Origin of the sequence: Streptomyces sp. NRRL S-455, assembly GCF_000717875.1 — a bacterium.
Lineage (GTDB): Bacteria > Actinomycetota > Actinomycetes > Streptomycetales > Streptomycetaceae > Streptomyces.
This window is the reverse complement of record NZ_JOCT01000044.1, coordinates 1-24,685: the sequence shown is the minus strand read 5'-3', so window position 1 is coordinate 24,685 and position 24,685 is coordinate 1. Positions and strand designations below refer to the sequence as shown.

At 69.7% G+C, this 24,685-nt stretch carries 28 protein-coding genes; 8 read left to right on the top strand and 20 right to left on the bottom strand.

What is annotated here, in order from left to right; all coding sequences use genetic code 11:
* Window positions 1–36: 36 nt before the first annotated feature.
* From IE97_RS0136660 to IE97_RS0136645, 4 genes are all read right to left on the bottom strand, one after another.
* Window positions 37–1,389: a hypothetical protein gene (locus IE97_RS0136660; RefSeq protein WP_030251377.1), complete on the bottom strand. Its 1,353-nt coding sequence runs from the start codon at window positions 1,387–1,389 to the stop codon at window positions 37–39.
* Window positions 1,379–1,942 carry a DUF6114 domain-containing protein gene (locus IE97_RS0136655; protein WP_030251373.1) on the bottom strand — a complete coding sequence of 188 codons (564 nt, stop codon included), beginning with the start codon at window positions 1,940–1,942 and terminating at the stop codon, window positions 1,379–1,381. Before IE97_RS0136655 ends, IE97_RS0136660 begins: the two co-directional genes overlap by 11 nt.
* 135 nt (window positions 1,943–2,077) lie before the next feature.
* Window positions 2,078–2,740 carry a DUF6230 family protein gene (locus IE97_RS0136650; RefSeq protein ID WP_030251369.1) on the bottom strand — a complete coding sequence of 221 codons (663 nt, stop codon included), beginning with the start codon at window positions 2,738–2,740 and terminating at the stop codon, window positions 2,078–2,080.
* A 622-nt stretch (window positions 2,741–3,362) separates the two neighbouring features.
* Complete coding sequence (locus IE97_RS0136645; protein ID WP_030251366.1) at window positions 3,363–4,340, bottom strand: tetratricopeptide repeat protein; 978 nt, start codon at window positions 4,338–4,340, stop codon at window positions 3,363–3,365.
* Between the two features lie 233 nt (window positions 4,341–4,573).
* On the opposite strand from IE97_RS0136645, the gene IE97_RS0136640 reads away from it, so the two are divergent.
* Window positions 4,574–5,185 carry a TetR/AcrR family transcriptional regulator gene (locus tag IE97_RS0136640; RefSeq protein WP_030251363.1) on the top strand — a complete coding sequence of 204 codons (612 nt, stop codon included), beginning with the start codon at window positions 4,574–4,576 and terminating at the stop codon, window positions 5,183–5,185.
* A gap of 118 nt (window positions 5,186–5,303) precedes the next feature.
* On the opposite strand, the gene IE97_RS0136635 is transcribed toward IE97_RS0136640, so the two are convergent.
* The 5 genes from IE97_RS0136635 to IE97_RS0136615 form a co-directional block, all read right to left on the bottom strand.
* On the bottom strand, window positions 5,304–7,004 hold the full coding sequence (locus IE97_RS0136635; protein ID WP_030251359.1) for an acyl-CoA mutase large subunit family protein: 1,701 nt from the start codon (window positions 7,002–7,004) through the stop codon (window positions 5,304–5,306).
* Window positions 7,005–7,079: 75 nt separating this feature from the next.
* Complete coding sequence (locus tag IE97_RS0136630; RefSeq protein WP_030251356.1) at window positions 7,080–7,418, bottom strand: DUF3817 domain-containing protein; 339 nt, start codon at window positions 7,416–7,418, stop codon at window positions 7,080–7,082.
* A 43-nt stretch (window positions 7,419–7,461) separates the two neighbouring features.
* On the bottom strand, window positions 7,462–7,971 hold the full coding sequence (locus IE97_RS0136625; protein ID WP_030251353.1) for a MarR family winged helix-turn-helix transcriptional regulator: 510 nt from the start codon (window positions 7,969–7,971) through the stop codon (window positions 7,462–7,464).
* A 32-nt stretch (window positions 7,972–8,003) separates the two neighbouring features.
* Window positions 8,004–8,351, bottom strand: coding sequence for an antibiotic biosynthesis monooxygenase family protein (locus tag IE97_RS0136620; protein ID WP_030251348.1), 348 nt, complete (start codon window positions 8,349–8,351; stop codon window positions 8,004–8,006).
* Window positions 8,348–9,613, bottom strand: a complete 1,266-nt coding sequence (locus IE97_RS0136615; RefSeq protein WP_030251345.1) for a cytochrome P450 family protein — start codon at window positions 9,611–9,613, stop codon at window positions 8,348–8,350. Before IE97_RS0136615 ends, IE97_RS0136620 begins: the two co-directional genes overlap by 4 nt.
* A gap of 231 nt (window positions 9,614–9,844) precedes the next feature.
* Here IE97_RS0136615 and IE97_RS0136610 point away from each other — a divergent pair, with 231 nt between their 5' ends.
* Together IE97_RS0136610 and IE97_RS0136605 are read left to right on the top strand one after the other, a co-directional pair.
* Window positions 9,845–11,485 (top strand): FAD-dependent oxidoreductase, encoded by a 1,641-nt coding sequence (locus tag IE97_RS0136610; RefSeq protein ID WP_051705263.1) that lies wholly within the window; start codon window positions 9,845–9,847, stop codon window positions 11,483–11,485.
* A gap of 46 nt (window positions 11,486–11,531) precedes the next feature.
* A complete protein-coding gene (locus tag IE97_RS0136605; RefSeq protein ID WP_030251338.1) occupies window positions 11,532–12,524 on the top strand; it encodes an amidohydrolase family protein in 993 nt (330 codons plus the stop codon).
* Window positions 12,525–12,601: 77 nt separating this feature from the next.
* Here the strand turns inward: IE97_RS0136605 and IE97_RS0136600 are convergent, their stop codons facing one another.
* The 9 genes from IE97_RS0136600 to IE97_RS0136560 all read right to left on the bottom strand — a co-directional run bounded on the left by IE97_RS0136600 (window position 12,602) and on the right by IE97_RS0136560 (window position 18,723).
* On the bottom strand, window positions 12,602–12,943 hold the full coding sequence (locus IE97_RS0136600; protein ID WP_030251335.1) for a TcmI family type II polyketide cyclase: 342 nt from the start codon (window positions 12,941–12,943) through the stop codon (window positions 12,602–12,604).
* 26 nt (window positions 12,944–12,969) lie between these two features.
* Window positions 12,970–13,431, bottom strand: coding sequence for an SRPBCC family protein (locus tag IE97_RS0136595; RefSeq protein ID WP_030251332.1), 462 nt, complete (start codon window positions 13,429–13,431; stop codon window positions 12,970–12,972).
* Window position 13,432: 1 nt separating this feature from the next.
* Window positions 13,433–13,690 (bottom strand): acyl carrier protein, encoded by a 258-nt coding sequence (locus tag IE97_RS0136590; RefSeq protein WP_030251325.1) that lies wholly within the window; start codon window positions 13,688–13,690, stop codon window positions 13,433–13,435.
* 28 nt (window positions 13,691–13,718) lie between these two features.
* On the bottom strand, window positions 13,719–14,954 hold the full coding sequence (locus tag IE97_RS0136585) for a ketosynthase chain-length factor (RefSeq protein ID WP_030251321.1): 1,236 nt from the start codon (window positions 14,952–14,954) through the stop codon (window positions 13,719–13,721).
* Window positions 14,951–16,219 (bottom strand): beta-ketoacyl-[acyl-carrier-protein] synthase family protein, encoded by a 1,269-nt coding sequence (locus IE97_RS0136580; protein ID WP_030251317.1) that lies wholly within the window; start codon window positions 16,217–16,219, stop codon window positions 14,951–14,953. Before IE97_RS0136580 ends, IE97_RS0136585 begins: the two co-directional genes overlap by 4 nt.
* A complete protein-coding gene (locus IE97_RS0136575; protein WP_030251315.1) occupies window positions 16,216–16,680 on the bottom strand; it encodes a cupin domain-containing protein in 465 nt (154 codons plus the stop codon). The genes IE97_RS0136580 and IE97_RS0136575 overlap by 4 nt, the downstream gene beginning before the upstream one ends.
* A gap of 61 nt (window positions 16,681–16,741) precedes the next feature.
* Window positions 16,742–17,860 carry a SchA/CurD-like domain-containing protein gene (locus IE97_RS0136570; protein ID WP_030251312.1) on the bottom strand — a complete coding sequence of 373 codons (1,119 nt, stop codon included), beginning with the start codon at window positions 17,858–17,860 and terminating at the stop codon, window positions 16,742–16,744.
* Window positions 17,861–18,088: 228 nt separating this feature from the next.
* Window positions 18,089–18,382, bottom strand: a complete 294-nt coding sequence (locus IE97_RS0136565; protein ID WP_030251309.1) for an MTH1187 family thiamine-binding protein — start codon at window positions 18,380–18,382, stop codon at window positions 18,089–18,091.
* Window positions 18,379–18,723 (bottom strand): DUF3817 domain-containing protein, encoded by a 345-nt coding sequence (locus IE97_RS0136560; protein ID WP_030251306.1) that lies wholly within the window; start codon window positions 18,721–18,723, stop codon window positions 18,379–18,381. Before IE97_RS0136560 ends, IE97_RS0136565 begins: the two co-directional genes overlap by 4 nt.
* Window positions 18,724–18,934: 211 nt before the next feature.
* Here IE97_RS0136560 and IE97_RS0136555 point away from each other — a divergent pair, with 211 nt between their 5' ends.
* From IE97_RS0136555 to IE97_RS0136540, 4 genes are all read left to right on the top strand, one after another.
* On the top strand, window positions 18,935–19,567 hold the full coding sequence (locus IE97_RS0136555; protein WP_030251303.1) for an AIM24 family protein: 633 nt from the start codon (window positions 18,935–18,937) through the stop codon (window positions 19,565–19,567).
* 1 nt (window position 19,568) lies between these two features.
* Entirely contained in the window at window positions 19,569–20,219 is a 651-nt protein-coding gene (locus IE97_RS0136550) for an AIM24 family protein (RefSeq protein ID WP_030251300.1), read from the top strand.
* Entirely contained in the window at window positions 20,216–21,016 is an 801-nt protein-coding gene (locus IE97_RS0136545) for an AIM24 family protein (protein WP_030251296.1), read from the top strand. Before IE97_RS0136550 ends, IE97_RS0136545 begins: the two co-directional genes overlap by 4 nt.
* A 116-nt stretch (window positions 21,017–21,132) precedes the next feature.
* Window positions 21,133–21,609: a MarR family winged helix-turn-helix transcriptional regulator gene (locus tag IE97_RS0136540; protein ID WP_030251293.1), complete on the top strand. Its 477-nt coding sequence runs from the start codon at window positions 21,133–21,135 to the stop codon at window positions 21,607–21,609.
* Window positions 21,610–21,613: 4 nt separating this feature from the next.
* On the opposite strand, the gene IE97_RS0136535 is transcribed toward IE97_RS0136540, so the two are convergent.
* Both IE97_RS0136535 and IE97_RS0136530 read right to left on the bottom strand, forming a co-directional pair.
* Window positions 21,614–23,020: a sensor histidine kinase gene (locus tag IE97_RS0136535; protein WP_030251290.1), complete on the bottom strand. Its 1,407-nt coding sequence runs from the start codon at window positions 23,018–23,020 to the stop codon at window positions 21,614–21,616.
* A complete protein-coding gene (locus IE97_RS0136530) occupies window positions 23,017–23,685 on the bottom strand; it encodes a response regulator transcription factor (protein WP_030251287.1) in 669 nt (222 codons plus the stop codon). Before IE97_RS0136530 ends, IE97_RS0136535 begins: the two co-directional genes overlap by 4 nt.
* A gap of 116 nt (window positions 23,686–23,801) precedes the next feature.
* Between IE97_RS0136530 and IE97_RS0136525 the strand changes: the two genes are divergently transcribed.
* Window positions 23,802–24,434 carry a PepSY domain-containing protein gene (locus IE97_RS0136525; protein ID WP_030251284.1) on the top strand — a complete coding sequence of 211 codons (633 nt, stop codon included), beginning with the start codon at window positions 23,802–23,804 and terminating at the stop codon, window positions 24,432–24,434.
* Window positions 24,435–24,685: the final 251 nt, after the last annotated feature.

Here is a 24,685-nt window from a genome sequence, read left to right as displayed (position 1 = left end):
TGTGTTGCGGCTCCCGGAGAGGCCTCTGAGGCGGCGTCAGTCGGTGATGTACTGGTGCAGCCCCGGCACGGTCAGCGTGCCGCCGAACTGGCCGGCCTGGGTAACCTTCACGTTGGTGAAGTAGATCTCCGGGAGGTTCAGGGGCGGCGGGTGCTCGGGATCGAACGTGAGCGGGACGAGTCCGAGCAGGTTGCCCGAAATCTTCTCCGTGTACATCACCGTCTTGCCGCCGGTGATCTCAGACGTCTCCCCCTTGGCCGACTGGACGTGGTGAGTCTTGCCGGACTGCTTGTCCTTGACGAGCTGGTGCAGGTCGCCGATCTCGGTGCCGCCGGAGATGACGAACTTCAGAACCTTCTTGGTGGCACCGCTCGCCGTCTTCACTTCGACGACGCCCTGGTAGTCGGCGCCGTGCAGTTTCAGGGAGCTGGCCTCCAGGTACCAGGGGTCGTCGGGCAGGAGAATCTTGTTGTCGACTCCGCCCTCGGCATCCGTGGCCGCTGGGCAGTCCTCGGGGTCCACGGAGGGGCTCTGGGACGGGCCGGGGGAAGCGGTGGCCTTGTCAGCCGCCTTCTCGGCCGCCTCTTCGACGACCTCGGCCGTGTCCTCCGCCGCCTTCGACGCCGTGTCGGTCGAGTCCTGCACGGTGTCCTTCGCCGTACCGGTGACCTTGTCGGTGGTCTCCCTGACGGTGTCGGACGCGTCGTCCGACACCGAGGGCCTCTCGGTGGCCTCGGACTCGCCCGTGTCGCCGGACGGCGAAGCGGACGCGGACGGCGTGGGGCTCGGGCTCTCGGTGGAATTGCCGCCAGTGAAGATGCCGCCGATCGCGTCGCCGATGTCCTCGAGGACGTTGCCGCCGCTCTTGGACGGCGACGGGCTGGGAGTTGCCGCGTCGTCCTCGTCCGACGTGCCCGAGGAGGCCGAAGGGGTCGGCGTGGGTTCGGTCTTGTCGCCCTTGTCTCCGGAACCTGAATCCGACGAACCTGACGAACCCGCTGGATCCTTGTCCTCGTCCGAACCGCCTGCGGACGCCGAGGGCGTCGGCTCGACCGTCTCCTCGGCCTTCTCGCCGTCGGTCTCGCTGCCGCTCGGCGACGGAGAAGCATCGTCCTTGCCCTTGGCATCCTTCAGCGACTCGACGCAGGCCTGGTACTCGTCGGCCGTGAGGCTGTTCGACGTCGACGGCTGGTCGTCGGCCAGGGCGAGCGTCGGGGTGAATCCCATGCCCATGAGCACCGCGGTGGGCATCGCCGCCATGGCTATCGCTTTGCCGGCCGGCATCTGGAACCTGGTGAACAGCGGCTTCTTCGGTGCCGCGTGGCGCGGCCCGGTTCTCACACGGGACGCCTCCGCGTCAGCCCCGCGAGTCACCTCGTCAGCTGGCACTGTGCCTCCCGTTCGCCCCGTTGGCCGGGCTCGTTCCTGACAGATCGTTCGAGTCGTCCATCGGGTCCACGGGCCTCAGGACCGTGGTGTCGGTGTTCGTGGCCCCGGGGGTACCGCCCTCACCCGTGGCGCCTCCCTTCGCGGGCTGCGGCTCCGTTGGGGCGCCTGGTGCCCACGAACAGGCCAGCGCGCCGCCGGTCACAGCCAAAAGGAAGCCGACGACGAAGCCGCCGAAGTTCGATACAGGGAGCGAAACCAGGCCGAGCAGGATCGCCGCGACGCCTGCGAAGACCCGGATGTGCTGCTGGAACCAGAGGCTCACGCCCAGGACGACGAGCAGCACACCGATGATCAAGGAACCGGCGCCCGCGGTGGTGGCCATCGCCAGCGTCAGGTGGCCGATCTGCAGCTGTGCGTACGGGAAGTACATGATCGGAAGGCCACCGAGCATGACATACAGACCGGCCCAGAACGGGCGGTTACCCCGCCAGGCGCGGAACTGCAGCCTCCGGCGGCTGAACTGGCCGGGTGCGGCAGGAGTCTCGGCGCTCATGGAAAACAGCTCCCTGGTGCGGCGTTGCTCTGGTGAGGGTGGTACTGCGGTGGGGAAGTGGGGGGCTTGAAAGCGCGGGTGGAGTACGGGCGGGCGGGAGGCTCCATGGGCTCCCACCCGCCCGTCACCGAGTGGCTAGTAGCACTCGTGCTTACCCTGCTGCAGCTTCATCGACAGACCGGGAAGCGTGAAGGTTCCGGCGGTGGTCGCCCACGCCGTCTGCTTCACGTCGTACAGGTCAGCCCCAGTAGCCTGCTGGGCGAAGCCGTTGGGGTTGGCCTGCCCCTTGCCTTCCTTCATGCCGGGACCCTTGCCGCCCTTGTCGGGGCCCGTGTCGCCGGCGGCCACACCGATGTCGATGCCGTGGAACACGGCCTTCGACGAGTCGAGGTTCTCGACATCGATGTACAGGTTCTTGGCCGAGACCTGCTTTTCCTCGTCCTTGCTGTCACCCGCCTTCAGCGTCAGGCTGACAGACCCGAGGACCGGGATGTTCGGGGTGACGACCGACTGGCACAGCTTCTGGATCGTCGCGCTCTTGAACGACGAAACCGCTACCGGGTGAAGCGCCTTCTCGCCGGACATCGTGTAGCCGGAGTCGATCGCCCCGTACTGCGCGAATCCCTTGCCGTGCAGCTCCTCGGCCGTGACCTTGAACGACTGCCCCGACACACTGAACGATGCCGCGAGAGCACCCTGCGCCAGCCCCACACCTATCGCAGCCGTGGCGGCGACGGTGGGCACCATCACCACAGCGAACCGCTTCCATCTGGTCCCGCCACGCACCTGGGACTCCATATTTCCTCCTTCTCGGACGTACATCTCCTGTCCTGACTGGCCCCAAGTCGCGGCTCAGCCGGGCAGGGATGGGAGAAGTGCTACGTCCTCGGGAAGGAGAGCGCCCGCACTCGGCGGCGCAACTCGCGCCCGAATCACCGGCGATCACCCCCGAGCGACAACCACTGGTCGCGCCTGACACGCATCACGCACAACCCTGCTGGACAGGCTTCACCGGAAGGGCGAAGACCCCCCTGTCCAAGAGCCGGCGCCACTGCCGCCGGCTCTGCTCGGTGGGGACCCAGGACGTCCCGCGACCCAACCGGCTGCCGGGGTACGGGAATGGACCGAGCGTGGCCGATCGTGGTCCATTCTGGCGGCAGGCACAAGGGGGTTCGTTACTGGCTAGTAACGGCCGGATAACCGAACAACGACCCGTTGGTCTCGGGCAGCGACACAGGGTGTTGCGAACCGGCGGCGCAAAGCTGTTGATCACTGGACAGAATCCGACAGATCAACGCCTGCGACTTACTCGCAGTAACAGCGGCCGCGATTACCAAGATTTGGTAAAGCGCGGCCGCGGTGACGCTCTGTTGGCCAATTTTTCACGTGGGCACCACATGCCCCCGTGTTTAGCGACTGGTCAGAACAGGGCGCGCGCCAGGGCCCTGCGGGCCGCGATCACACGCGGGTCCTCGGGGCCGACCACCTCGAACAGCTCCAGCAGCCGCATGCGAACGGTGTCCCGGTCGTCACCGACCGTACGCTGCACGGTCTCGATCAGCCGGCCGAAGGCGTCCTCCACGTGCCCGCCCACCAGGTCCAGGTCGGCCGCCGTGATCTGCGCCTGCACGTCGGCGGGCTTCTCGGCCGCGTCCCTGCGCACCTGCTGCGGGTCGACGCCCTGCACCCGCTGGAGCAACTCGGCCTGCGCGAGGCCCAGTTTGGCTTCCTCGTTGCCCGGGTCCTCGCTCAGCACGTTCTTGTACGCCTGGATGGCACCGCCCAGGTCGCCCGAGTCCAGCGCCTGGACGGCGGACTCGAGGAGCGCGTCGTACGGGCCGGCCGACCGCTCGGGAGCCGCCTGGGCACCGCCGCCCGGCTCGGCGTCGGGGTCGACGGTGAGACCGGTCAGGCCGAAGCGCTGCTCGGCGACCTGCACCAGCTGGTCCAGGGTCTGCCGGATCTGCGTCTCGTCCGCGGCCCCCTGGAAGAGCGGAAGGGCCTGCCCCGCGACGACCGCGAACACCGCGGGGATCCCTTGGATGCCGAACTGCTGCATCAGCATCTGGTTGGCGTCGACGTCGATCTTGGCGAGCAGGAAGCGGCCGTTGTACTCGACGGCCAGCCGCTCCAGGACCGGGCTCAGCTGCTTGCAGGGCTGACACCACTCGGCCCAGAAGTCGATGACGACGGGCACTTCGGCGGACCGCTGCAGGACGTCCCGCTCGAACCCCGCCTCGTCGACGTCGATGACGAGGTCGGCCGGGGAGATCGCCCCCGTCCCGCCCTCCCTGGCGGCCTGGGCCCGCGCCTGCTCCGCCTTCGCCTTGGCCTCCTGGGCCGCCTTCACCGCGGCGAGGTCGACGACTCCGCTCATGGACATGTTCCGTGGCTGCATGCGTCTATCCTCCCCCGTACTGAGCGTGCGTGTGAAAAACGGTGTGAAAGCCGGGCTGGTCGGTCCCGTCGGCGCCGGGTCCCCACCCCGCACCGGGTCGGCGAAGCCCGTGTACGTCCCCACGCGCTTTCGCTACGAGACGTAGCGTAACGCCACACCGTGCTCCGGGAACACCACCCCCCGGTGATCTCCCTCACGGACGCACGGGGGAACCGTCGGTTTATGGTCAGGGCATGCAGAGCCGCAGCCCCGTCAGCCGCACCGGGCGGCCGCGCAGCGCCACGGCGGACGCCGCGATCCTGGCCGCGACGCGTCAGGCACTGGTGGACCTGGGCTGGTCCAAGCTCACCCTGGGAGACGTCGCCACCCGCGCCGGGGTTGCGAAGACGACGCTCTACCGCCGCTGGGCGGGCAAGAACGAACTGGTCGTCGACGCGGTGGCGGAACTCTTCGACGAACTGGAACTCCCGGACAGCGGCTCGCTGGCCGCGGACATCGAAGGCGTGGTCCTCCAGTTCGCGGCGATCCTGGCCCGTCCGGAGGCGAAGAGCGGCCTGATGGCCGTGGTCGCGGAGGCCACCCGTGACGACGCCCTGCGCGAACGGATCCGCGCGTCGGTCGTCGACCGCCAGAAGCGCCTGGTCCTGGAGGGCAGATGCCGAGCCCAGGAAAGAGGCGAACTCCCTACCGAACCGGACCCGGAGGCGGGGTCCCGCACCGCGGACCTGATCTTCGACATGGTGGCGGGAGCGGTGGTGCACCGCACCCTGGTGAGTGCGGAACCGGCGGACGAGGAGTGGGTCCGCAGCTTCACCAGGGTGCTGCTGCAAGGGCTGAGCGGCTAGGTGTGCTGTCCGGACAGGTTGGTGACGCGGCTGGCTGGTGTTCGGATCACGCCGCAGACGCGGGGCCTGGCACGCGCTGCCGATCCCCTGCGCCGTGATCCAAACGACAGACCCTGGGTCAGAACCCGGCGGGTTCCGTGTACACCCCCCACTCGTCCCGCAACACCCCGCAGATCTCCCCGAGCGTCGCCTCCGCCCGCACGGCGTCCAGCATCGGCTCGATCATGTTCGCGCCGGACCGCGCCGCGGCCAGCATGCCCTCGAGCGCGGTGCGGACCCGCGCGTCGTCCCGGCCGGCCTTCCGCTCGCCGAGCACCCGCACCTGTTCCCGCTCCACCTCGTGGCTGACCCGCAGGATCTCCAGGTCCCCGGTCACGGAGCCGGTGTGGGCGTTGACGCCGACGACCTTCTTGTCGCCCTTCTCCAGTGCCTGCTGGTAGCGGAACGCCGACTCGGCGATCTCGCCGGTGAACCAGCCGTCCTCGATGCCCCGCAGGATCCCGGAGGTGATCGGCCCGATCGGGTGCTGCCCGTCGGGGTGCGCCCGCAGCCCGCGTTCCCTGATCTGCTCGAAGATCTTCTCCGCGTCCGCCTCGATCCGGTCGGTCAGCTGCTCGACGTACCAGGAGCCGCCCAGCGGGTCGGCGACGTTGCCGACCCCGGTCTCCTCCATCAGCACCTGCTGCGTGCGCAGCGCGATCTCCGCCGCCTGCTCGCTGGGCAGGGCCAGCGTCTCGTCCAACGCGTTCGTGTGCAGCGAGTTCGTCCCGCCCAGCACGGCGGCCAGGGCCTCCACCGCCGTCCGCACGACGTTGTTGTACGGCTGCTGCGCGGTCAACGAGACGCCGGCGGTCTGCGTGTGGAACCGCAGCCACTGCGCCTTCTCGGACTTCGCCCCGTACACATCTCGCATCCAGCGGGCCCAGATGCGGCGTGCGGCGCGGAACTTGGCGATCTCCTCGAAGAAGTCGACGTGCGCGTCGAAGAAGAAGGACAGGCCGGGGGCGAACACGTCCACGTCCAGACCGCGTGACAGGCCCAGCTCCACGTATCCGAAGCCGTCGGCCAGCGTGTACGCCAGCTCCTGCGCGGCCGTCGCCCCGGCCTCGCGGATGTGGTAGCCGGAGACGGAGAGCGGCTTGTAGGCGGGGATGCCGGCCGCGCAGTGCTCCATCAGGTCGCCGATCAGCCGCAGGTGCGGCTCGGGCTGGAAGAGCCACTCCTTCTGGGCGATGTACTCCTTGAAGATGTCCGTCTGGAGCGTGCCGTTCAGGACGGACGGGTCGACGCCCTGCCGTTCCGCCGCCACCAGGTACATGCAGAAGACGGGGACGGCGGGGCCGCTGATGGTCATCGACGTCGTGACGTCACCGAGCGGGATGTCCTTGAACAGGACCTCCATGTCGGCGGCGGAGTCGATGGCGACACCGCAGTGCCCGACCTCGCCCAGCGAACGCGGGTCGTCGGAGTCGCGGCCCATGAGCGTCGGCATGTCGAAGGCGACCGAGAGCCCGCCTCCGCCGTTGCGGAGGATCATCTTGTAGCGCTCGTTGGTCTGCTCGGCGTTGCCGAACCCGGCGAACTGCCGGATCGTCCACGTGCGCCCTCGGTAGCCGGTCGCGTACAGGCCGCGGGTGAATGGGTACTCCCCCGGCCAGCCGATCCGCTCGAAGCCCTCGTAGGTGTCCCCGGGCCGGGGACCGTACACCGGCTCGACCGGGTCGCCGGAGAGCGTGGTGAAGTCGGCGTCGCGTTTGCGCGCGGTGTCGTAGCGGGCCTGCCAGCGGCGGCGGCCTTCCTCTATGGCGTCAGCGTCCATACCTTCGAATTTACTAGGACGTCCTAGTAAATGTCGATGGCAGACCGCCGTACGTTGCTCCGTACGGCGGTGTGGTTACGCCTTGGCGGGCGCGGGCGAGTCCGCCGCGACCTTGGCCTCGAGCTCGTGGCTGATCTTCCGCTCCACGAAGAACGCCGCCGTCGGAATGGTCCCGGCGAGCAGCACCCACAGCTGCTTGGCGACCGGCCACTTCGCCTTGGAGCCCAGGTCGAAGGCGAAGACGAGGTACACGACGTACAGCCAGCCGTGCGCGATGCTGACGACGCGCGTGAAGTCGGCCGCGCCGTTCAGGTCGAGCACATACTTGCCGATCATGCCCAGGACCAGCAGGACCAGCAGCACGCCGGTGACGTAGGCCATCACGCGGTAGCGGGTCAGCACGCTCTTTTTCATGCCGTCGAGCGTAACGACCCGTTCCGGCAGATCTTGCCCCGGGTCAGCCCTCCTCGAAGTCCCCCGCGGCGATCCGCAGGGGCCGGAGCATGGCGAAGATCTCCGCGCACTCCTCCGCGTCGTACGCCCCGAGCCCGAAGTCCATCGCCATCAGGTCGCGGGTGGCCGCCTCGACCACCTCGCGCCCCTTCTCGGTGATGCTGGCGAGGGTGCCGCGCCCGTCGTTGGGGTTGGGCCGCTTGGCGACGAGCCCCGACCTCACCAGCCGGTCCACGGTGTTCGTCACGGACGTGGGGTGCACCATGAGCCGCTCACCGATCTTGGACATCGGCAGCTCACCGGACTTGGAGAAGGTGAGCAGCACCAGCGCCTCGTACCGCGCGAACGTCAGCCCGTACGGCTTGACCACCGCGTCGACCTCGGCGAGCAGGATCTGCTGGGCGCGCATGATCGAGGTGATCGCGGCCATGGACGGCACGTTTCCCCAGCGCTGCTTCCAGCGTTCGTCGGCACGCGCGATCGGATCGAAGGAGAGACTGAGCGGCTTCGGCACGAACCCGACCTTACCGGCCGGTCACATGGTGGTCAGCCCTGTCTCGGCTTTCGGGCACCGGGGCCTTCGGGCACGATTTCGAAGACCCCCGTCCACCGGTCGTCGTGCAGACAGGCGTTCATCGGCCCGACCAGCGTGGCGTGGTCGGGGTCGGAGCGCCACCGCTTGATCGCCTCGAAGCTCTCCCACTCGCTGGTGAGCAGCCACTGCCCGGGGTCGTCGAGGGAGCGGCAGAGCTGTTCGCGCAGATGCCCGGGAGAGCGCACGGCACGTTCGAGCACGTCCTGGTAGGACCTCACGAACTCCGCTTCCCGTCCCTCCAGGACGCGCAGCAGCCGCACCACCCGTACCCGGGCCGGCGCCGTCTTCCCTCCCGTCACGACGGGTCGAGGACGACGGGCAGCTCGGCCAGCCCGCGGAAGGCGGGGAACGGCACGGTCAGCCAGCGTGCCTCCTCCGGCTCCACGGCCAGCGCCATGCGGGGGTGGCGCTGGAAGAGCGTGGTGAGGGCGACCTGCATCTCCAGCCGGGCCAGCGGGGCACCGATGCAGTAGTGCGGGCCGAGACCGAAGGCGAGGTGCGTCGCCTGGACGTTCGGGCGCTCGACGTCCATGTCGTCCGGGTCGGGGAACATCTCCGGGTCCCGGTTGGCCGACGTGAGCGAGATCTGCACCAGCGCGCCCTTGGGGATGAGGGTGTCGCGGATCTCGACGTCCTCCTTGGCGTAGCGGAACGTCGAGTTCTCCACGGAGGTCTCGAACCGGAAGATCTCCTCGACGGCCGCGGCCATCGCCTTCGGGTCCCGCATGGCCAGACGCTTCTGCTCCGGTCGGCAGAGCAGGTGGTAGACGGCGTTGCCGATCTGGTACGCGGTCGACTTGTGCCCCGCGAACAGCAGCACCCACGCGGTGGAGACGAGTTCGCCGTCGGTGAGCGCGCCGTCCTGGTCCTGTGCCGTGACGAGCGCGCTGAGCAGAGCTCCGTCCGGCTCGCTCCGCTTGCGCGCGATCAGGTCCACGAGATAGTCGCGCAGGTTCCCCTCGGCCAGTTCCAGCGCCTTGCGCGCCTCCGGCCCGAAGCCCGTCTGAGCGACGGTGGCGGACCACTCCTGGGCCTGCTTGCGCTCGTTCTCCGGGACGCCCAGGAGCTCACAGATCACGTGCAGCGGCAGCGGGAAACAGAACTCCGGGAGCAGGTTCACGGGCTCCGAGGCCGGGCACCGGTCGAGCAGGCCGTCCGTGATCTTCTGGACCTGCTGCCGCAGCGACTCCACCCGCTTGGGCGTGAAGGTGGAGCCGACGATCCTGCGGAGCCTGGTGTGCTTCGGCGGGTCCGAGAACAGCATGTTGTCGTCCAGCGCGATCGACGAGTCGCCGAAGATCCGGTGGTAGGCGTCGATGGCGCCGTACATGTCCTTGCTCAGCCGGGGGTCGGCCAGGGCGGCGCGGGCGTCGTCGTACCGGGTGATGAGGTACGTGTCCACCCCGTGCGGGGGCGACAGCGGGCACACCGGTGCCTGCGACCTGAGCGCGGCGTAGACGGGATGCGGGTTCGCGCGGAACTCCCGGCTGCAGGCCGAGGCCGCGGCGGCGGCCTCTTCTGACGACATTTCCTCGGACTCGGATGCGAACGCTTGCGTCATGACTGGTCCCCGGGGCAGAAGTTCCGTCGGTCGGACACACCGTTTCCCGTCCGGCGCCGCGCGGCAAACGCGGCTGGGCCATACGGGTCGGAGGCCCCGTAAGTGCCGCGTGGAAAGCGCGGTTGACCCGGCCGGCGTATTACGGGAAGCCCCGGATCGCGCCCTTGGTCTTCGCTTGGTAAACGTTTTGGACGGACCAGTCCGCCAATCCGCGGGCCGGGCAGTCGCCGAATGCTGAGGAAGCCAGTGAGCGGACGCGCAGCGGAATCCGTACCAGTTCTCGTCGTGGGGGGATCCCTGGTGGGACTTTCCACGTCCGTGTTCCTGGGACGTCTCGGAATCGAGCACATGCTGGTGGAGCGGCACGCCGCGACATCGACTCACCCACGCGGCCGTGGGAACAACGTGCGCACCATGGAGATCTTCCGGACCGCCGGACTGGAGCAGCGTGTCCGGGAGGCGGCCTTCGCTCTCGCCGGGAACGACGGGGTCCTCCAGGTGGACACCCTCACGGGCAGCCGGCGCCGCTGGATCATCCAGGACATCTCCGCGGGCACGGACGTCTCCAGCGTCAGCTCCTCGAACTGGTGCCTGTGCAGCCAGAACGACCTGGAGCCGGTCCTGCTCGAACGCGCCCGGCAGGGCGGGGACGTCCGCTTCGGCACGGAGCTGCTGTCCTTCACGCAGGACGGGGACGGCGTCCGGGCCCAGATCATGAGCCGGGAGTCCGGTGAGACATACACCGTGAAGGCCGGCTTCCTGGTGGCCGCCGACGGCCCGAGAAGCCCCGTCCGCGAGCGTCTGGGAATCACCCAGTCAGGCCCCGGAGCCCTTTTCCACAACATCAGCGTCACCTTCCGGAGCAAGGGACTCAAGGAATACGTGGGGCAAAAGCGTTTCATTGTCTGCTATTTCACCGATCCGCAGGGCGAAGGCGCCCTGCTGCCCGTGGACAACGAAGAGAGATGGGTCATCCACATTCCCTGGGTCCCGGACCAGGGTGAATCACTGGAGGACTTCAGCAACGAGCGCTGCGCGGCACACGTCCGGGCGGCCGTCGGGGTCCCGGACATCGATGTCGAGATCACCGGAAAGGCCCCTTGGCACGCATCGAAACTGGTCGCGGACAGTTATCAGCGGGGCCGGGTCTTCCTGGCCGGGGACTCGGCGCATGAAATGCCGCCCACCGGGGCGTTCGGCTCCAACACCGGGATCCAGGACGCCCACAACCTCGCCTGGAAGCTCGCCGCGGTGCTCCGCGGCTGGGCCGGCCCGCGGCTGCTCGAAACGTACGAGCGCGAGCGCCGGCCGGTGGCCCTCGCGACGAGCACCCGGGCCTCTCAGCAGGCGGTCGAGGAGCAGCACCCGGGGTTCAGGCCGTCGGGACGCAACGACGACCCGGCGGACCTGATGACGGTCGCCCTCTGCTATCGGTACGCGTCCGACGCCGTGGTGGGCGGCTCCCCCGAGCGGCCGGTCGTCCCGGACGACTTCGAGCTGGGCGGAGAGCCGGGGAGCCGCGCACCCCACATGTGGGTCAGGAGGGACGGCGCCAGGATCTCCACTCTGGACCTGTACGAGCGTTCCTTCGTCCTGCTGGCCGGGCCCGAGGGCGGGGGGTGGCGCCGCGCGGCGGAGCGGGCCTCAGAAGAGCTGGGCGTCCCGGTCGAGACGTATCTCGTGGGGGACGGCCCTGATCACGACCTGGCGCCCGAACCGGACGCCGACTGGGCTTCGCTGCACGGCACGGCCGAGGACGGTGCCGTGCTCGTGCGCCCGGACGGTTTCGTCGCATGGCGCGCGCACGCCCACACGCCGTCCGCCGACCGTGAACTGACGGACGTGCTGCGCACCGTGCTCTGCCGCGACTGAGCACCCACCCACCCACCACCCACCGAGCGACTCCGAGGACACGCCGATGACCATCGAAGACGGCCCCGTCGCGGGCCGAGTGGACGTCCACCACCATTTCACCGCGCCCGCCTGGCTGGACTGGGCCGAGGACCACGGCGTCGTCAGACGCGACAAGCTGCCCTGGTGGACGCACTGGGACATGGACACGGCCCTGGAGGTCATGGACAAGACGGGCATCAGCACGGCCGTCATGACCGTCGCGATGCTCGGACGCTTCCGTGAGCCCGCGGAACGTCAGGAGAGCGCACGGATCGCCCTGCGGGCCGCGGCCGATGTCGTCGAGGCCCACCCCGCGCGCTTCGCCTTCTTCACTCCGGTCTTCCTCGACGACCTGGAGCTCTCCCGGTGGAGCTTGCGCTACGGACTCGACGAACTCGGCGCCGTGGGGGTGAGCACGAGAACGAGCATGGACGGCGTCTACCTGGGCGACGACTCCCACGACAGCCTCCTGCGGGAGCTGGACGAGCGGTCCGCCGTCATCAGCACGCACCCCATGGAAGTACCGGCCGGCGGCAAGGACGGCGGTCCCGGACTGCCGGGGATGCCGCCCTTCGTGTGCGACTTCCTGATGGACACCACGCGCGCTGCCATCAACCTGATCAGGAACGGCACCCTGGACCGCTACCCGAATCTCAGCTTCGTCCTTCCGCACGGAGGCGGCTTCCTGCCGTACATGGCCACCAGGCTCGAACTCTTCGGCGGTCACCTCACCCCCGCGATCGAGCCGAGCAGGGTCCGTGACTACCTGCACCGGTTCTACTTCGACACCGCCGGCCCCATGTCCCCCTCCTCCACCCCCACGCTGCTGGCCACGGTGGATCCGGGCCGCATCCTCTTCGGCACGGACTGGCCGCCCACGCCCGCACAGGTCATCGCCGACGTCGCGACCCCCGCTCTGGACAGCGATCCCGCCCTTTCCCCCGAGCAACTCCGGGGCATCAACCGGGACAACGCCCTGCGTCTGCTGCCGGCCCTGGACCGCGGCTCCCCCTCGTAGCCGCACACACGAGTCGCAGCCGCACACGAGAAAGGCCGCTGCCCGCGACGGGCAGCGGCCTTTGTCGTCGTACCGCTTCACCGGGTGGCCGGGGCCGCGTCCCTCTCCCAGTGGTAGAAGCGCTGCGCCATCGCGTCCTTCGGACCCCGCCAGGTCTCCGGGTCGTACGGGCTGACGTACGCGGCGAGCCTCTTGCTGATGTCGAGGAACTCGGGGTGCCCGGCCACCCGCGCGATGGCGGGGCCCGGGTCCTGTTCGGCCTCGATGAAGTGCATGTACACATCGCCGAACTGGAACAGGGAGCGCTGGGTCACCCCGACGAGGTGCGGCAGTTCGCCGCGGTCGGAGGCCGCGAAGACCTCGGCGATGTCCGGGGCCGAGTGCGGAGCCATCCGGGCGACGATCAGGGCGTGGTGCATGGGTTCTCCTCGGGTGAGGGTGCCGCTCAGGCCGGTGCGGTGGTCGCGGCCTGCTCGATGCGGTCGCGGATGAGGGCCAGCTGGACGGGCGAGTTGCGGTTGATGATGTCCGCCATCCCGGCGTCGTCGACCGGGGCGTCGGGCTTCATGGCGAAGTCCTGGGTCCAGTGCATGCGGACGCCGTCGGGCGTCTCCTCGTACTTCCACAGGATGTTCATGTACTCGAAGGGCCCGGTCTCGACCCGGCGTGCCCGGACGGTGAGCTTCTCGCGGTCGGCGGTCCGTTCCGACACCCAGCTCCACACCTTGCCGTTCTCGTCCGGGTGCATGGTCAGGCGGAAGGTCACGGTGTCGCCGTCCCGGGACAGCACCTCGGCGTCCGCGTACTCGCTGAACAGCCGCGGCCATCTCTCGATGTCGTTGGTCATGTCCCAGACGAGGTCGAGGGGTGCGGCGATGGTGATCTCGTTCTCGGTGTGTCCTGCCATGTCAGGCTCCTGCCGTGAGCGTGCTGTTGACGAGGTCGAGGAAGTCGCGCGGGGTCTTGCACCGTTCCGCGTCGGTGGGGAGCGCCCGGCCGTGCCGGTTCTCCAGCTCGCCCACGATGCCGAGGAGGCCGAGCGAGTCCAGCCCGAACTCGGCGAACGGGGTGTCCACGCGGGCTTCGAGGTCGTACGGGTCGACGGTGACGCCGGCGGCCTTCTTCATCAGTGCGGCCAGTTCTTCGAGGGTCACTTCACTGCTCATGCGCGTTCTCCTTGTCGTGCGGTGCGGCTCAGTGGCCCCGGCGCAGTACCAGGGCCGCGTTGGAGCCCATGAGTCCACGGCTGAGGACCAGGGCCGTGCGGAGCTCGGCCGGGCGGGCCTGCGAGGTCACCAGGTCGATGTCGTGGCAGATGTCGAAGACGTTCGGCGTGGGCGGGATGTGTCCCTGTTCCATGGCCATCACCGCCGCCGCGACGTCCAGCACCGGTGCCCCGCAGTAGGAGCGGCCGATGCCGGTCTTGGGGGCCGTGACGGGCACCCGGCCGCCGTGCGGGCCGAGCGCGTCGACGAGGGCGAGGGCCTCGGCGCGGTCCGCGTCCGGGACACCCATCGCGTCGGCGAAGACCACGTCGATCTCCTCCGGTGCGCAGCCGGCCTCGTCGAGGGCACCGCGTATCGCCTGGGCGAGTCCCTCGCGTGACCGGTCCCACCGCGAGGCACCGGTGAAGGTGGCCGCGTGGCCCGCCACGACGGCGCGGATCTCCGCCCCACGGTCGCGGGCGCGGCCGGCGTCCTCGACGATCAGCACGGCACCGCCCTCGGCCGGCGCGAAGCCGCAGGCCGCGGAGGTGAAGGGACGATAGGCCCGTGCGGGGTCCTCGGCCGTGCTGAGTTCCGGGTAGCCGAGCTGGCAGACCATCGAGTACGGAGCGAGCGGCGCCTCGGCCGCGCCGACCACGACCACGTCGGTCCCACGCCCCACGGTCCGGGCGGCGTGCGCGACGGCGTCCAGGCCACCGGCCTCGTCGCTCGCGACCACGCCACAGGGGCCCTTGAGGCCACCGCGGATGGATATCTGGCCCGTGCTGGCCGCGTAGAACCAGGCGATGGACTGGTAGGGGCCGACGAAACGGGATCCCTGCCCCCACAGCCGCTGCAGCTCCCGCTGGCCGAACTCACCGCCACCGGACCCGGCGGCGGTGACCACACCGACCGAGTACGGGGAGCCGGCGGCGGCGTCGCTCAGTCCCGCGTCCTTCAGGGCCGCGTCGGCGGCGGCCATCGCGAAGTGGCTGAACCGGTCGGTCTGGACGAGAAAGGTCTCCTCGATGAGGGCCGAGGGATCGAACCCCCGCACCTCGCCGGCGACGCGGAGCGGCAGGTGCCCACACCCCTCCCGGGATATCCGGTCGAGGACGAACAGACCCTCCCGGACGGACTTCCAGTAGGTCCCGGTGTCGGTTCCGTTGGGCGCGACCACACCGATCCCGGTGATGGCCGTGTGCCGGGTCGCTTGAGCACTCATCGTTTCCTCCCGCCCGGCCCCGTCAGGAGCACCGCGGACTGGAACCCGCCGAAACCGCTGCCCACGGAGAGCACGTTGTCGAGCTTGCGCGGGCGTGCGGTACGCGGCACGTAGTCCAGGTCGCACTCGGGGTCCGGGGTCTCGTAGTTCGCCGTCGGCGGGACCACCTGGTGGGCCAGGGCCAGCACACAGGCGACCACCTCGATCGCGCCGATCGCGCCGAGCGAGTGGCCCACCATGGACTTGATCGAGCTCATGGGCGTGTCGTAGGCGTGGGCGCCCAGCGACCGCTTGACCGCGGCGGTCTCGTGACGGTCGTTCTGGCGGGTGCCGGAACCGTGGGCGTTGACGTAGTCGATGCGGGTGGGATCCAGCCGGGCCTGTCCGAGCGCGGTGTCGATGGCCTTGGCCATCTCCAGGCCCTCACTGGTCAGTCCGGTCATGTGGTACGCGTTGCCGAACGTGGCGTAGCCGCCGATCTCGCAGTAGACGTGCGCGCCGCGGGCACGGGCGTGTTCGAGCTCCTCCAGGACGAGCACCGCGGCGCCCTCGCCCATGACGAATCCGTTGCGGTGGGCGTCGAAGGGCCGGGAGGCGTGCTCGGGGTCGTCGTTGTTCGGCGACGTCGCCCTGATGGCGTCGAAGCAGGCCATGGTGATCGGGGAGATCGGGGAGTCCGAGGCTCCGGCGATGCAGATGTCGGCGCGGCCCTCCTCGATCGTGTGGAAGCCGTAGCCCACCGCGTCGAGTCCGGAGGTGCAGCCGGTGGACACGGTCTGCACGGGCCCCTGGGCGCCGAAGCGCTCGGCGACGTCGGAGGCCAGGGTGCTGGGCGAGAACGCCCGGTGCAGCTGCGGTTCGGCGGCCCGGTGGTCGACGTCCCAGCGTTGTCCTCGCTCGCTGACCAGGACGTAGTCGCGCTCCAGGCGGGTCGTGCCGCCCACGGCACTGCCGAGCGAGACACCGACCCGCCAGGGGTTCTCCGCGCCGAAGTCGATGCCGCAGTCGGCCACCGCCTCCGCGGCGGCGACGAGGGCGAACTGGATGTACCGGTCGGCGCGTTCGGCCTGGGCGGGGTCGAGGCCGTGCGCGAGCGGGTCGAAGTCGCATTCGGCCGCGATACGGGAGCGCAGCCCCTCGGGATCGAACAGGGTGATGCCCCGCGTCGCGGTCCGGCCGCTGGAGAGCAGGTCCCAGAAGGCCGATATGCCGATCCCGCCCGGGGCGACGACGCCGATACCGGTGACCGCCACCCGCCGCGTCACGAGGGGACCCCTCGTCGTTCGGGCCGGGCGCCGTCCGCCTGCACGGCCGGGTGCGGCCCGCCGGCCTCGCTTCCCTCCAGGGTCTCCGTGTCGACGTGGCCGAGGCGCGGCTCCGGCGCCAGGGGGGACAGATGGAAGACCATGCGGGCTTCCACGTCACCGACGTTGCGGAAGCGGTGCCGCATGCCGATGGGGATCATGAGGCCCTGGTCGGCGCGGACCGGGCGCGTCTCGTCGTCCAGGTCGACTTCCAGTTCGCCCTGGACGACGTACACGAACTCCTCGGAGTACGGGTGGTAGTGCTCGCTGATGCGTTCCCCGGGCTGCATGATGGCCATGCCCATGAACCCGCTCGTGGATCCCACCGTGAGGGGGGTGAGCAGGGTGCGCAGGTCGCCGCCGCGCCTGCGGTTGGGCTCGGTCTCGCTGATGTCCACGATGCGCGGGCGCGTCTTGTCCATGGTCCGTCTCCAGATCGGTCTCGGTGAGGTGGGAGTGCACGGGCGGTGTCGTCGCGGTCCGTCAGGACCGGTCGGCCGTGCGGTCGGTGATCAGCGTCATCTCGGTGTGCGCCAGGAGGCGGGTGGCGTCCCGTTCGCTCGAGAGGGGCCCTGTCACGCCGAGCGCGGCACCGTCGAGCAGGCGGGCCAGCACGGCCGCCTTGCGCGTGCCGTGGATGGCGAGCGCCCTGACCGGGTCGGTCTCGGGGTCCAGCGTGTCGATGAGACGGACGACCAGGTCGTCCCGGTGGAAGACGGTGCTGCGGTGGACGGGGCTCGCGGGGTCGTCCGCGGCGGTCTCGTCCTGCTGGGAGAGCAGCTTCGCCAACACCATCCCGCAGCCCTCACGGGCCGGGTAGTAGAGCGCGTGGCGCCGCAGACCGGCCGGCTCCGCCCCGCCACGCGTCACGTGGTGCACGGCCGGCATGGCCGCCCGGATGAAGAACGCCCGTGCGGACGCGGGGTCGGTCAGGTCCCGGCTCAGTTCCAGGTGCGGGTTGAGGGCTTCCTCCACGGCCCGCACCTCCGGCTGCCGTGAGACGTGCCGCAGCGCCGTCTGCAGGTCGCCCTCCACCTCGACGGTGCGTACGACGCGGTTGCCGTGCATGAACAGCGTGGTGCGGCGCAGTCGTGTGGTGTCGTCGGCGCGGGCCTGGGGCGGGGCGTAGCCGGCGAGGATCTCCGCGACCTTCGACTCGGAGCCGGGCTTGACCGTGAACGTCAGTGCGTGGCGGATCACTCCGTCGCCCACCCGCACGGTTCCCTGAAGTTCTTCGCCGGCCCGGTCGCCGAGCGGGACGGCCCGACCGGTCTCGCGAAGGACCGTGTAGCGCATCGACCGTATGTCACGGACGCAGTCCTGCATGGGCTTGACCGTCTCGAGGTGCTCCTCACTGTTCACCCAGGCGAGATACGGCGGCGCCGTCTCCCATTCGCTCGTGATGAGCCACTGGGACGGGTTCTCCACGGACTGGCACAGCTGGTCGCCGAGGTGACCGGGTACCGACGCGACCCGGCTGCGCATGTGCTCGTACGCGTCGAGGAACCGTTGCTGGGCGCCTTCGTGCAGATCGACGAGCAGGAGGACGCGCAGCCTGGAGCCGTCGAACGCCGACTGGGATGTGATCGTCGAAGTGTTCATCCGGCGGGCCCTTCCTTCGCGGGGGCAGACTGCGGCCGCCGCATCCGAAAGGCGGATGACGGTCGGCCCTGAGCCCTCATCGTTAGTCGGTGCGCCGAAGTCCGCGAGCCGCGCGGGTCATCAGAGGGAACTGCCCGGTGCGCAGGGCGCGTTTGCGCCGGGTACGTGCCGGAGCCCGAAACGGCGAAGCCCCGGCTCGTCATGAGCCGGGGCTGTGGTCGGTGCGTCCTACTCGGCGAGGTGCCGCTCCACGGTCTCCACCTTGGAGGTGAGACCGTCCGTCACTCCGGGGCGGATGTCCGCCTTGAGGACCAGGGAGACGCGCGGCGCCCGCTCCTCGACGGCGGCGACAGCGCGCCTGACGACGTCCATGACCTCGTCCCACTCCCCCTCGACGGAGGTGAACATGGCGTCGGTACGGTTCGGCAGCCCCGACTCGCGTACCACGCGCACGGCGTGGGCGACGTACTCGCCCACGTCCTCGCCGACGCCCAGCGGCGTCACGGAGAAGGCGACGATCACGCGCCCACGACCCCTTCCTGGCGGGCCCGGGAGGCGATGACCGCGTCCTCGGCCTCACGCCGCAGCTTGCGGTCCGCGAAGAAACCGCCGGTGGGCAGGACGGAGAGCACGAAGTAGAGAGCCGCGGTCTTCAGGTCCCACTTCGCCCGGTTCCACGCGTCGGCCCAGAAGATCACGTACAGGATGAACAGAACACCGTGCACCGCGCCCATCACCGGCACGGCGTTGAAGTCCGTGGTCCGCTTCAGCACCGAGCAGACGAGCAGGATCAGGAAGGAGATCGCCTCGGGGGCCGAGACCAGGCGGAGGCGGCGGAGGGCGGTGGCGGTCTTGAGGTCCACGGGTCACCTTCGGTGGGAGAGACGCGGCGGTCTGAACGAACGGTCTGTACGGTCTGACGGTTTGTGAACGCACGCACAAGCGTCCCGCCCATTGTGACAAACTCCCGCGGGCGCTCCGGCCGGGGGGCACCCAGGGGTTCGATCAGGGTCGTTCTCCACCCACGGGCTCTGTCCTCGCCCCCGGCCTCCGGCTACCTTCGCAGTCGTGGCGATGTTCCGACTTCAGAGCAGCAAGGTGCTCGCCGTCGACATGACCGGAGACGCCGTGAAGGCGAAGAACGGCTCGATGGTCGCGTACGACGGCGAGATGGCCTTCAGGAAGCTCAGCGGCGGCGGCGAGGGCATCCGAGGCATGGTGACCCGCCGGCTGACCGGTGAGCAGATGACGTTGATGGAGGTGAAGGGCCGGGGAACCTGCTGGTTCGCGGACCGCGCCTCGGAGATAAACCTGGTCAGCATTCAGGGTGACAAGCTCTACGTGGAGTCGAGCAACCTGCTCGCGACCGACGGCGGGCTGCGCACGGGGACGGAGTTCACGGGCCTGCGCGGAGCCTCACAGGGCAACGGGCTGTTCACGACGACCGTCGAGGGCCACGGCCAGGCGGCGATCATGTCCCACGGCCCGGCCGTGGTGCTGCGGGTCAGTCCGCAGTACCCGCTGACCGTGGACCCGGGGGCCTACGTGGCGCACCAGGGCAACCTGCGGCAGTCCTTCCAGTCCGGTGTGACGTTCCGCACGCTGCTCGGGGAGGGCGGCGGCGAGGCCTTCCAGATGCGGTTCGAAGGGGACGGGCTGGTGTACGTGCAGCCGAGCGAGCGGAACACGATCGCGGGGGACGTCTGACATGGCCTTCCGGGAGATCAACGCGAAGATGGTCGAGGCGACGGTGACGCCCGGTCAGCGGCTGTTCAGCCAGCGCGGCGCGATGCTCGCCTACCGGGGCGAGGTGTCCTTCACCCCCAACACGGCCGGCGGCCAGGGCGGGATCGTGTCGATGATCGGCCGCCGGGTGGCGGACGAGGACACACCGCTGATGACCGTCGAGGGCAGCGGCACCGTCCTCTTCGGACACGGCGGGCATCACGTCCAGGTGCTCCAGCTCGCCGGCGACACGCTGTACGTCGAGGCGGACCGCCTGCTGGCCTTCGAGGGCACGCTCCAGCAGGGCACGATGTTCCTGGGCTCCCAGGGCGGCGTCATGGGCATGGTCCGCGGCCAGGTCAGCGGTCAGGGGCTGTTCACCACGACACTGAAGGGGCACGGGGCCGTCGCGGTCATGGCGCACGGCGGCGTCATCGAGATCCCGATCACCCCGCAGCGGCCGGTGCACGTGGACCCGCAGGCCTACGTCGCCCACCACGGCGAGGTCCGCAACAAGCTGTCCACCGCCCTGGGCTGGCGGGACATGGTGGGCCGCGGCTCGGGCGAGGCGTTCCAGCTGGAGCTCAGCGGCAGCGGTGCGGTGTATGTCCAGGCCTCGGAGGAGAAGCTGTGAGCACCTACGGAACGCCGGGCGCCGGCCCCGCGGTCTTCGACCCGGCCACGCTGCCGGCCGACGACAACGTCAATCCCTACACCTTTTGTGTGGAGCTGAAGGGGAGCCAGTGGTTCCTGCAGAAGGGGAAGATGATCGCCTACTACGGCTCGATCGACTTCAACGGCGTCGGACACGGCCGGCTCGACCGTCTTGTCCGTACGTCCTTTCATTCGCCTCTGCACGCGAGCGACTGGGTCGTCGCGGAGGGCACGGGCAGGATGCTGCTCGCCGACCGGGCCTTCGACGTGAACTCGTATGACCTCGAGGACGGCAATCTGACCATTCGCTCCGGCAATCTGCTCGCTTTTCAGCCAAGTCTGTCGCTGAAGCAATCAATCGTGCCGGGTTTCCTGACCCTCATCGGAACCGGAAAGTTCGTGGCCGCGTCGAACGGCCCCGTGGTGTTCATGGAACCCCCACTCCGGGTCGACCCGCAGGCCCTGGTCGGATGGGCCGACTGCCCCTCACCCTGCCACCACTACGACCACGGGTACATGACCGGCGTCATGGGCGGTCTACGTGCACTGACGGGCCTGGGCGGCGCCTCCGGCGAGGAGCACCAGTTCGAGTTCGTCGGCGCCGGCACGGTGCTGCTCCAGTCGTCCGAGACACTGATGGCCGAGCAGGCCACGGGGGCCGTTCCGCACCAGGCCGGCGTGCCGGGCGGCGGACCGTCCGGGACCCAGACCGGTCAGTCCGGCGTACCGCGTCTTCCCGGACAGCTGGGGGACCTCCAGCGTCGCTTCGGGCTGTGAGCGGTAGTCTGCGGAGTGTGACATCGAACGCCTGCGCACCACCTTTCGGCAGGCGTGCGCCGTCACACGAAAACCCTCACTAGTTCGCCTTTCAACCTTTTAGGTAGACTTCATTCATGGAGACCGAGACGGCCACGCGCTGGCTGACCAATGCGGAGCAGTGCGCTTGGCGCACCCACCTGGAGGTCAACAGGCTGTTGACGTACCAGCTCGAAAAGGACCTGCAGCCGTTCGGCCTGACAATGAACGACTACGAGATCCTGGTGAACCTCTCCGAGTCGGAGGACCAGCGGATGCGGATGAGCGACCTCGCCGCCGCCACCCTCCAGTCCAAGAGCCGCCTCTCGCACCAGATCACGCGTATGGAGAACGCGGACCTCGTCCGGCGGGAGAACTGCGAGTCCGACCGCCGCGGGCTCTACGCGGTCCTCACCGACCACGGCATGGCGACGATGCGGAAGGTCGCGCCCCACCATGTGGCGTCCGTGCGGAGCCACTTCATCGATCTGCTGTCCCCCGAGGCCCTGACGGAGCTGGACAAGGCCCTCAAGCCCATCGCGGAGCACCTGCGCGAGCAGCGCGGCCGCCCGTGACCCCCTAGGCGAGGGGCAGGCGGAGTTCGAAGAGGGCTCCGCCTGCGGGCCCCCGGCCGGCCGTGAGGGTGCCGCCGTGCCGTACGGCGACGTCCCGGGCGATGGCGAGCCCCAGCCCGGCCCCTCCGTCGTCACGGCTGCGGGCGGCGTCCAGACGTACGAACCGTTCGAAGATCCGCTCCCGGTCGGCCTCGGGCACCCCGTCCCCGTCGTCCGCCACCCCCACCACGGCCAGGTCCCCCTCCCGCCGCACCGTCACGGTGACGGCCGACCGGGCGTGCCGCTGGGCGTTGTCGAGCAGATTGGCGAGCACCCGCCCCACCTGACCACGCGATCCGGCCACCTCCACCGGCTCCGCGTCCACGGTCACACCCGTCCGCCCCTCGACCTCCTCCCGGGCCAGCCCGGCGAGGTCGATCTTCGCGTCGCCCAGCCGCTCCCCCGCGTCCAGCCGGGCGAGCAGCAGCAGGTCGGCGGCCAGCCGCTGGAGCCGTACGGTGTCCTCCACCGCCCCGTCGAGGTCCAGCAGCTCTGGATGCGCTGCGGCCACCTCCAACTGCGTCCGCAGCGAGGCGATCGGGCTGCGCAGCTCGTGGGAGGCGTCGGCGACGAAGCGGCGCTGCCGCTCCACGGAGGTCTCCAGAGCCGCGAGCGTCTCGTTGGTGGTGCTCGCGAGCCGGGCGACCTCGTCATGGGTGTCCGGCTCCGGAACCCGCCGCGCCAGGTCCTCCGACTGGGTGATCGCGGCCATCTCGCGCCGGATGCCCTCCACGGGCCGCAGGGCCCGCCGGGTGACCAGCCAGGTCACTCCCGCCACGACGCCGAGCAGCAGCGGGAACCCGATCAGCATCACCGTCAGCGCGGTCCGCACTGCCCCGTGTTCGGCTGCCAGCGGCCAGCCGGCGTAGACCTTCAGCCGACCCCGGTCCTCGGTCTCCACCGCGACGGCGGCGAACCGGTAGTCCTCCGCGTCACCGTCCATCGTCGCCGCCCCGTTGGTGAAGACGCTCTTCCCGGCGACCTCGCCGGGGTCGAGCGCCTCCTCGTGGTCGTCGGAGTCGTCGTCATCGTCCCCGCGAGGCACGACCGGCGCCTGCGGCTTCACCTGGTCGGAGTCGGTACCGCTGATCTTCTCCAGATCCTCACTGGCCGCGACCAGCCGCTTGTTCTCGTCGAGCACCTGCACCGGCACGTCGCCGTCCAGCCCCGACAGCTTGCCGTACGGCGTCCCGGCGGCCAGCTCGGACGCGACCGCCCGGGCGGACCCCTCCGCCTGCGTACCGGCCTCGCCGATCAGGTTGGACCGCAGGGACAACAGCACAGCGGCCCCGGCAGCGACGAGAGCGACCGCCACCACGAGCGTGGCACCGAGCGTGGCCCGCGCCCGTACGGACCCGAACAGCCGCCTCACGGCGACGCCTCCAGCCGGTACCCGGCACCGCGCACCGTCCGGATCAGCCCGGCCCGCAGCTTGCGCCGCAGGGTGCTGATGTACACCTCGACGATGTTCGGATCACCCTCGTACGCGAAGTCCCACACGTGCTCGAGGATCTCCGACTTGGACACGACCTCCCCGGCCCGCAGCACGAGCTGCTCCAGTACGGAGAACTCCTTGGCGGTGAGGGTGATCTCGTCGTCCCCCAGGAAGACCCTCCGGGCAGCCGTGTCCACCTTCAGATCCCCGTGCACGCGCACCGGCGAAGCCCCCGCGCCCACCCCACGCCGCCGCAGCAGCGCCTTGATCCGGGCGACCAGCACGACGTACGAGAAGGGCTTGGTCAGATAGTCGTCGGCCCCGGTGTCGAGCCCCTCGGCCTCGTCGTACTCGCCGTCCTTCGCGGTCAGCATGAGGATCGGCACCTCGTGCCCTGCGGCACGCAGGGCGGCACAGACCCGGTAGCCGTTGAGCCCCGGCAGCATGATGTCGAGGATGACCAGGTCGTACGTCCCCTCGGAGGCCTGGTGCAGCCCCTCCCGTCCGTCGTGGACGACGTCCACGGCGTACCCCTCGGCCGTCAGGCCCCTGGCGAGCGACAGGGCCAGCCGCTTCTCGTCCTCCACGATCAACAGGCGCATGCGTAAAGAGTGGCAAAACGAAGCTGAAGATCCCTTCAGGGGGTTTCAGGTTCCTCTCAGCCTCGGTCAGCCACCTTTGAACACGTCGAAAACGAAATGACTCGGGAGGAACCCGCATGAAGCGCAACATCGTCATCGCCGCTGTGACCGCTGCCGCCCTGATCGGAGGCGGTACGGCCACGGCTCTCGCGACCACGGGTGACGACGAGGGCGCGGCGCGGCAGGCGGCGAACACCCGGCTGTCGGACGACGACGGCGGCCGGGACGACCGGGGCGACGCCGAGCGGACGGCCTCCGTGGACGTCACGGCGCCCGAGGCCATCGCCTCCGCGCTGAAGCACACGCCCGGCACGGCTGTCTCCGCCGAGCTGGACGACGAGGACGACAGCGGCAAGGTGATCTGGAAGGTCGACGTCCTGTCCGGTGACAACGGCTGGCACAGCGTCAGCGTCGACCCGTCCAACGGCAAGGTTCTCGGTGCGCACACCGATGACGAGGACGACGCGGCGCAGGTGCGGTCGGCCCTGAAGGGCTCCTCGGTGACGGCTGAGGAGGCGGCGAAGGCTGCCGCCGGCAAGGGCGTGGTGACGTCCGTCGACCTGGACGAGGACGGCAAGAACAAGTCCTGGGAGGCCGAGACCCGCAAGTCCGGCGGCGCCGAGCAGGACTGGAAGATCGACCTCAACTCGGGCAAGGTCACGGCCGACCGTTCGGACAACCAGGACGACGACTCGGACGACCAGGACTGATCGAACACTGCCAGTTTCAAGCGCCCCGGTGTCCGTACTGACGCCGGGGCGTTGCGCAGCCCGGCGGAGCGGGGTGCCGCTGCGCCCACCCTCCCCCAAGCTCTCGGCTTCGCTCGAGCAGGGGGGACCCCCATCGCCCCAGCGGCACGACCGCCCGCAGCTAAGCGGATCGGCGGCCCGCCCCCGCGCACCCGCAGCCGCCGTCGCACGGAAGGGGACGTGTCGGGGGGTGTCCGCCCGCAGCTGGTTGG

Coding starts and splice junctions, on each gene's coding strand:
- IE97_RS0136655 (WP_030251373.1), bottom strand. CDS start 1,942: ATGAGCGCCGAGACTCCTGCCGCACCCGGCCAGTTCAGCCGCCGGAGG.
- IE97_RS0136650 (WP_030251369.1), bottom strand. CDS start 2,740: ATGGAGTCCCAGGTGCGTGGCGGGACCAGATGGAAGCGGTTCGCTGTG.
- IE97_RS0136645 (WP_030251366.1), bottom strand. CDS start 4,340: ATGCAGCCACGGAACATGTCCATGAGCGGAGTCGTCGACCTCGCCGCG.
- IE97_RS0136640 (WP_030251363.1), top strand. CDS start 4,574: ATGCAGAGCCGCAGCCCCGTCAGCCGCACCGGGCGGCCGCGCAGCGCC.
- IE97_RS0136635 (WP_030251359.1), bottom strand. CDS start 7,004: ATGGACGCTGACGCCATAGAGGAAGGCCGCCGCCGCTGGCAGGCCCGC.
- IE97_RS0136630 (WP_030251356.1), bottom strand. CDS start 7,418: ATGAAAAAGAGCGTGCTGACCCGCTACCGCGTGATGGCCTACGTCACC.
- IE97_RS0136615 (WP_030251345.1), bottom strand. CDS start 9,613: ATGACGCAAGCGTTCGCATCCGAGTCCGAGGAAATGTCGTCAGAAGAG.
- IE97_RS0136610 (WP_051705263.1), top strand. CDS start 9,845: ATGCTGAGGAAGCCAGTGAGCGGACGCGCAGCGGAATCCGTACCAGTT.
- IE97_RS0136605 (WP_030251338.1), top strand. CDS start 11,532: ATGACCATCGAAGACGGCCCCGTCGCGGGCCGAGTGGACGTCCACCAC.
- IE97_RS0136600 (WP_030251335.1), bottom strand. CDS start 12,943: ATGCACCACGCCCTGATCGTCGCCCGGATGGCTCCGCACTCGGCCCCG.
- IE97_RS0136595 (WP_030251332.1), bottom strand. CDS start 13,431: ATGGCAGGACACACCGAGAACGAGATCACCATCGCCGCACCCCTCGAC.
- IE97_RS0136590 (WP_030251325.1), bottom strand. CDS start 13,690: ATGAGCAGTGAAGTGACCCTCGAAGAACTGGCCGCACTGATGAAGAAG.
- IE97_RS0136585 (WP_030251321.1), bottom strand. CDS start 14,954: ATGAGTGCTCAAGCGACCCGGCACACGGCCATCACCGGGATCGGTGTG.
- IE97_RS0136575 (WP_030251315.1), bottom strand. CDS start 16,680: ATGGACAAGACGCGCCCGCGCATCGTGGACATCAGCGAGACCGAGCCC.
- IE97_RS0136570 (WP_030251312.1), bottom strand. CDS start 17,860: ATGAACACTTCGACGATCACATCCCAGTCGGCGTTCGACGGCTCCAGG.
- IE97_RS0136555 (WP_030251303.1), top strand. CDS start 18,935: ATGTTCCGACTTCAGAGCAGCAAGGTGCTCGCCGTCGACATGACCGGA.
- IE97_RS0136550 (WP_030251300.1), top strand. CDS start 19,569: ATGGCCTTCCGGGAGATCAACGCGAAGATGGTCGAGGCGACGGTGACG.
- IE97_RS0136540 (WP_030251293.1), top strand. CDS start 21,133: ATGGAGACCGAGACGGCCACGCGCTGGCTGACCAATGCGGAGCAGTGC.
- IE97_RS0136530 (WP_030251287.1), bottom strand. CDS start 23,685: ATGCGCCTGTTGATCGTGGAGGACGAGAAGCGGCTGGCCCTGTCGCTC.
- IE97_RS0136525 (WP_030251284.1), top strand. CDS start 23,802: ATGAAGCGCAACATCGTCATCGCCGCTGTGACCGCTGCCGCCCTGATC.